Below are 6815 nucleotides of genomic sequence, written 5' to 3'. Positions count from 1 at the left end.
GACAAGCGTAACTTTCCGAGAGTCCCTCGGTAGCTTTTTATGTCTTTAGTGACAATATAGTTGTATCACGAATATGGATTAAAATCAATGCAGGATTTATCCTGCCTCTAGTACAAAACGGCGTAAATAAACCAACCATTCTAAATCCTCCAAAAGCCTATACTGTCTTCATTTTGACTTTTGACTTTTGACTTTTGACTTCCGCCTTGCGGTACTAGCCTTCATCCCTTGTCTAAAGCCCAAATGTGGCTTCCTGAGTCACCCACATTTTCAAGGGTTTTCGGCGTTCTTCCTTATAAAAAAAAAGAAGTCGGGAATCTCAGATAGAATATTCATCTGTCCCCTTGGTGCATAACTTCCATGACCATATTTGGTGAAAATCCCTTTTCTCCGCAAGAAATAGCCTCAGAAGGCATAAAACCAGAAGAATATACAGAAATCATCCGTCGCTTAGGTCGTCATCCCAACAAAGCCGAACTCGGTATGTTTGGGGTAATGTGGTCAGAACACTGCTGTTATAAAAATTCTCGCCCTTTACTCAAACAGTTTCCCACCACCGGACCACGCATCCTCGTTGGACCAGGTGAAAATGCCGGAGTTGTGGATATTGGCGACGGACTACAATTAGCGTTTAAAATAGAATCCCATAACCACCCTTCCGCCGTTGAACCCTTCCAAGGTGCAGCCACCGGAGTTGGTGGGATATTAAGAGATATCTTTACAATGGGGGCGCGTCCCATAGCCTTATTAAATTCTTTGCGGTTTGGGGATTTGAATGATCCCAAAACCCAAAGATTGTTTACAGGTGTAGTTGCGGGAATCTCCCATTATGGTAACTGTTTGGTCAGTGGCGAAACATTTATCTGGAAAGATCAAGAAGGTGTGCATTTTGATACGATTGGTAATTTTGTAGAATCGCGCTTACCTGCTAATGTCCACACTTTAGAGATAGACGATGCTAATGCAGTTACAACCCTGTCCTTAGACCCAGATCAGCATACTGTAAGTTGGCAGCGTGTCCGCCGTATTTTCAAACGTTGTACCCAAAATCTCATGACTATCCGCACCGCTTTGGGGCGTAAGCTGATAGTTACCCCAGACCATCCCATGGTAATTTGTGCAGAAGGTCAATGGGATGTATCCCCAGCACAATCTTTAAAAGTGGGTGATCAAATTCCCATTATCACCGCTTTACCGGAATTAGAACCAGGAGAAAACCAAAACGCACCCCTAGACTTAATTGCTGGTTTAAACCCAGAAGATGCTAGTGGTAAAGATGTTTATGTACAACTACCGGAAAATTGGCAAGTCACGGAAGTTGTGCGGACTGCATTGCGGTTAATTGAACCTTCAGCTACTAATCGTCATCACTATTTAAGCACTGGTAGACTCCCACTTTCTCACTTTTTAGCCCTAGAACTGCTGCTTAACGTTTCCCGCAGTGATATTAGTCTATTCCGACGTGGCAAAGCTAACTATATGCCAGCAGTTATTCAGCCAAATGAATTATTTGCCCGATTAATTGGCTATTTCTTGTCTGAAGGTTGCGTTTCCCAAAATGGCAACACATACAAAATTATTTTCACCTTTGCCCACCATGAAACAGAGTATGTTGAAGATGTAATTGCTGGATTGAAGCAATTAGGATTACGCCCCTGTGTGGAAAAACGCGCTTATACTATCGCTGTTTATGCAACTTCGTGGTTATTAGGGCATTTCCTCAAAAATGTATGGCAATGTGGAACTCAAGCCAGTAATAAGGCTTTTCCCGCTTGTATTTTTCAATGGTCACAAAATTTGCAGCGTGAAGCCCTGAAAGGCTTACTGCGTGGTGACGGTTCAATGACTACAAAAACTAATGGTAATCATGCCAAAATCAGTTTTGGGACAACCAGCCATCAATTGTTTGAACAAACAGTTATCCTGCTGCAAAGTCAAGGAGTCATGCCCTATATTTATCAAAGACCAGCGGGGGAAGGAGAAATAGAGGGACGTAAGCACATTCGCAAACTATTATGGCAATTGGAAGTTAGTAATTTTGCGGGATTAAAAGAATTAGCAACTGTCTTTAGTCAACAGCGCAATGCAGAATTAGCAGTTGCCCTGAATCGTTACAATGGCAGTAAATATTCATTTCCCCGCTTTACTCAGTCTGCGGCAGATGTGGCTGTTGTCAAAATTAAAAGTATCGAATGTCAAGCCGTTGATGAATGTGATGTTTACGATGTGGAAGTAGATCACACCCATCTTTTTGTAACTTCATCTGGGATTGTTACTCATAACTGCGTCGGGGTTCCCACCGTTGGTGGTGAAGTCTATTTTGACCCCGCTTACTCGGTCAATCCCCTTGTCAACGTCATGGCGCTGGGTTTGATGGAAACGGCGGAAATTGTCAAATCAGGGGCTTCTGGCTTCGGAAATCCTGTGCTGTATGTAGGTTCAACCACCGGACGGGATGGTATGGGCGGCGCGAGTTTTGCCAGTGCGGAATTAACTGATGAATCAATGGATAACCGTCCCGCTGTGCAAGTGGGAGATCCATTTGTCGAAAAGTCCTTAATTGAAGCTTGTTTAGAGGCATTTAAAACTGGGGCTGTAGTGGCAGCACAGGATATGGGGGCTGCGGGTATCACCTGTTCAACTTCGGAAATGGCGGCTAAAGGTGGTGTGGGGATTGATTTCGATTTAGATAAAATTCCGGTGCGGGAATCGGGAATGATTCCTTATGAATACCTGCTTTCGGAATCTCAAGAACGAATGTTGTTTGTTGCCGAAAAAGGACGAGAACAGGAATTAATTGATATTTTCCACCGTTGGGGACTACAAGCGGTGGTTGCGGGGACAGTAATAGAAGAACCCATTGTCAGAATTTGGTTTGAGGGGAAAATAGCTGCCGAAATCCCGGCTGATGCTTTGGCGGAAAATACGCCTTTGTATGAAAGAGAATTATTAACAGAAGCCCCGGAATATGCCCAAAAAGCATGGCAATGGACAAGTGATAGTTTACCTGTTGGCAATGCTGCGGGTATTGAAATTGCAGGAAGTCTGCAAAGTTGGAATCAGATTCTATTGACTTTGTTAGATACTCCCTCCATTGCTTCTAAAAGCTGGGTTTATCGCCAATATGACCATCAAGTTCAAAATAATACCGTATTGTTACCCGGTGGTGCTGATGCGGCTGTCATTCGTATCCGTCCCTTAGAAACACCCCAAAATCCAAAATCCAAAATCCAAAATCTAAAATCCGGTGTTGCGGCTACGGTAGATTGTAATTCTCGTTATGTCTATCTTGATCCTTATGAAGGGGCGAAGGCAGTAGTGGCGGAAGCTGCCCGGAATATTAGTTGTGTGGGTGCTGAACCCATTGCTGTGACGGATAACCTCAATTTTGGTAGTCCAGAAAAACCCATTGGTTATTGGCAATTAGCATCCGCTTGTCGGGGTTTGAGTGAAGGTTGTCGTGAGTTGGGAACGCCGGTAACTGGGGGGAATGTTTCTCTCTACAATGAAACTTTCGATGCGGAAGGTAATCCCCAACCAATTTACCCGACTCCGGTTGTGGGTATGGTGGGCTTGATTCCTGATTTAACGAAAATTTGCGGACAAGGTTGGCAAAATGCAGATGATATAATTTATCTTCTAGGTTTATCAATTCAATCAAAAATAGAATTGGGTGCTTCTGAATATTTGGCAACTATTCATCATACGATCGCTGGTAAGCCGCCTAGAATTAATTTTGATTTAGAACGGCTGGTGCAAAAGGCTTGTCGTGATGGTATTCGCGCTGGTTGGGTAAATTCTGCCCATGATTCGGCTGAAGGTGGTTTAGCTGTAGCGATCGCGGAATCTTGTCTGTCGGGAAATTTGGGGGCGGAAATTAATTTCCCAATTTCTACAAATCACGATTCCCGTTTTGATGAAGTGCTATTTGGTGAAGGTGGGGCGAGGATTTTAGTTTCTGTGAGTCAAGAAAACCAAGAAGCATGGGAATCCTATTTACAGAAAAATCTGCCAGAGAATTGGCAAAAGCTAGGAACAGTATCTAATTCCGGCAATTTAGAGATTTTAACCACAGATCACCAGAAGTTACTCCAGGTTAGTCTCGAAGATATGAGCGATCGCTATTCTTTGTCAATTTCCAAACGTCTCGCCATCTACACCAATACCTAAGCAACAGCAAAAATCAAGGTTTAAACATGAAAATTTACAATTCATCCTCTATCCTTGACCAATTTACGGTACTGTTTTAATGGATGGTTAAAGATTAGTTAAGAAGTTTTCAACTATCCCTAAAGCAAGGTGACAGGTAGGATTTCTTTGCTTTTGACTTTTGACTTTTGACTTTTGACTTTTGAACAACATCCCCACCAGGAGCAATACCAGCATGATTCCCATTAATTCGGATGAATACCCCCAAATTACCAACAACCCAATCAACAGTCATGAGGATCGCCCTGACAAGCCAGAAGAAGCTTGTGGTGTTTTTGGCATTTATGCCCCAGAACAAGACGTTGCTAAATTGACATACTTTGGATTGTACGCTATTCAGCATCGGGGTCAAGAATCTGCTGGGATTGCTACCTTTGATGGTTCCCGCGTCCACCAGCACAAAGATATGGGCTTGGTGTCTCAAGTCTTTAATGAAACCATCTTAGATCAATTACCCGGAAATCTGGCAGTTGGTCATAATCGCTATTCCACTACCGGTTCTAGTCGCAAAGTTAACGCCCAACCTGCTGTAGTAGAAACTCGGTTGGGTTTATTAGCACTTGCACATAATGGTAATTTAGTCAATACCGTAAAATTGAGAGAAGAGTTACTCAAAGATAAGTTTAACTTAATAACGACAACCGACTCAGAAATGATTGCTTATGCGATCGCTCAAGAAGTCAACGCTGGTGCAGATTGGGTAACAGGAGCTACCAGTGCCTTTCATCGGTGCGAGGGAGCATTTAGCCTGACTGTTGCTACACCCGTAGGTGTGATGGGAGTCCGTGATCCTAACGGGATTCGTCCCTTGGTAATTGGCACATTAGATAGTGATCCTGTCCGCTACGTTCTCGCTTCCGAAACTTGCGGTTTAGATATTATCGGTGCAGAATATCTGCGTGATGTCCAACCAGGGGAATTAGTTTGGATCACGGAAACAGGCTTAGAATCATTTCAATGGCATCAACAATCAGAACGCAAACTTTGTATCTTTGAAATGATCTACTTTGCCCGTCCTGATAGCCTCATGCACAACGAAACCCTATACAGTTATCGAATGCGGTTAGGACGGAAAATGGCGGCAGAAGCCCCCGTAGAAGCTGATTTGGTCTTCGGTGTCCCTGATTCTGGTATCCCTGCCGCCATTGGCTTTTCCCAAGCCTCTGGTATAGCTTACGGTGAAGGATTGATTAAAAATCGCTACGTTGGTCGCACCTTTATTCAACCTACCCAAGCCATGCGAGAATCAGGGATTAAAATGAAACTTAATCCCCTTAAAGATGTCTTATTCGGTAAGCGAGTTGTAATTATTGATGATTCCATTGTCCGGGGAACTACTAGCCGCAAACTCGTTCAAGCCTTGCGTGATGCTGGTGTAGCCGAAGTCCACATGAGAATTTCTTCTCCTCCTGTAACTCATCCTTGTTTCTATGGTATTGATACTGATACCCAAGATCAATTAATTGCTGCTACGAAGTCAGTCGAAGAAATAGCCAAGCAATTACAAGTTGACAGTTTAGCTTATTTGAGTTGGGAAGGAATGCTAGAAACAACCAGAGAAGATACTAATAGTTTTTGTTCGGCTTGTTTTACTGGTGATTATCCTGTGGCTATTCCTGAAAAAATGAAGCGTTCTAAATTGATTTTGGAAAAAGCCCTAGTTTAGAAAATTGGGAATATCCAAGAAGTAATTAAATTGGTAATTGATAATTTATAATTATCAATTACCAATTATTTGGTATTTCATCATATTACAATCAGGATTAAAGAATGTACAGGATGGTAATTTTTAGATGGTTTGTTGGTGATGAAAGTTGTATTTGTCTGAATCAGGATAACCAGGATTAAAGGATGTACAGGATGGTAATTTTTAGATGGTTTGTTGGGTTTGTTGGTGATGAAAGTTGTATTTGTCTGAATCAGGATAACCAGGATTAAAGGATGTACAGGATGGTAATTTTTAGATGGTTTGTTGGTGATGAAAGTTGTATTTGTCTGAATCAGGATAACCAGGATTAAAGGATGTACAGGATGGTAATTTTTACATGGTTTGTTGGTGATGAAAGTTGTATTTGTCTGAATCAGGATAACCAGGATTAAAGGATGTACAGGATGGTAATTTTTACATGGTTTGTTGGTGATGAAAGTTGTATTTGTCTGAATCAGGATAACCAGGATTAAAGGATGTACAGGATGGTAATTTTTAGATAGTTTGTTGGTGATGAAATTTGTATTTGTCTGAATCAGGATAACCAGGATTAAAGGATGTACAGGATGGTAATTTTTAGATAGTTTGTTGGTGATGAACTTAACGGGTGACAAGGCGGTTGAAGATGAGATGTGGCAATAATTTGAGAAAATAAGGGAGTAAAAAAATAGGGACAAAGAAGCCCCCGAAGCAAAAAATGTTACCACAATCATATCAAACAATTTTCCGAAAGCATTTGAGTGAACAGCAGTATTTGACACTAGAGATATTGTTGTTATTAATACAGGCTCATCGCCAAGTAAAACTGTCAAAATTGGCCAGCTTGTTTCCCCAACCAATTAAATATGAAAGCAGGAAACGTAATCTACAAAGATTTTTAGGAATAGGTAAACTCTGC

At 41.9% G+C, this 6815-nt stretch carries 3 protein-coding genes and 1 pseudogene; 3 read left to right on the top strand and 1 reads right to left on the bottom strand.

What is annotated here, in order from left to right:
- Positions 1 to 360: 360 nt before the first annotated feature.
- A complete protein-coding gene (gene purL / locus AN486_RS25800; protein ID WP_290602978.1) occupies positions 361 to 4170 on the top strand; it encodes a phosphoribosylformylglycinamidine synthase subunit PurL in 3810 nt (1269 codons plus the stop codon).
- A 214-nt stretch (positions 4171 to 4384) separates the two neighbouring features.
- On the top strand, positions 4385 to 5875 hold the full coding sequence (gene purF / locus AN486_RS25795) for an amidophosphoribosyltransferase (protein WP_290602977.1): 1491 nt from the start codon (positions 4385 to 4387) through the stop codon (positions 5873 to 5875).
- Positions 5876 to 5955: 80 nt separating this feature from the next.
- Here purF and AN486_RS25790 read toward each other — a convergent pair whose 3' ends face one another.
- Positions 5956 to 6531, bottom strand: coding sequence for a hypothetical protein (locus AN486_RS25790; protein ID WP_290602976.1), 576 nt, complete (start codon positions 6529 to 6531; stop codon positions 5956 to 5958).
- A gap of 83 nt (positions 6532 to 6614) precedes the next feature.
- Here AN486_RS25790 and AN486_RS25785 point away from each other — a divergent pair.
- Positions 6615 to 6815, top strand: a pseudogene (locus AN486_RS25785) (IS4 family transposase); the annotation flags it as partial.

The organism is Anabaena sp. AL93, assembly GCF_001672085.1.
GTDB lineage: Bacteria > Cyanobacteriota > Cyanobacteriia > Cyanobacteriales > Nostocaceae > Dolichospermum > Dolichospermum heterosporum.
The sequence above is the reverse complement of the archived record's forward strand: the minus strand, read 5'-3'. Positions and strand labels throughout refer to the sequence as shown.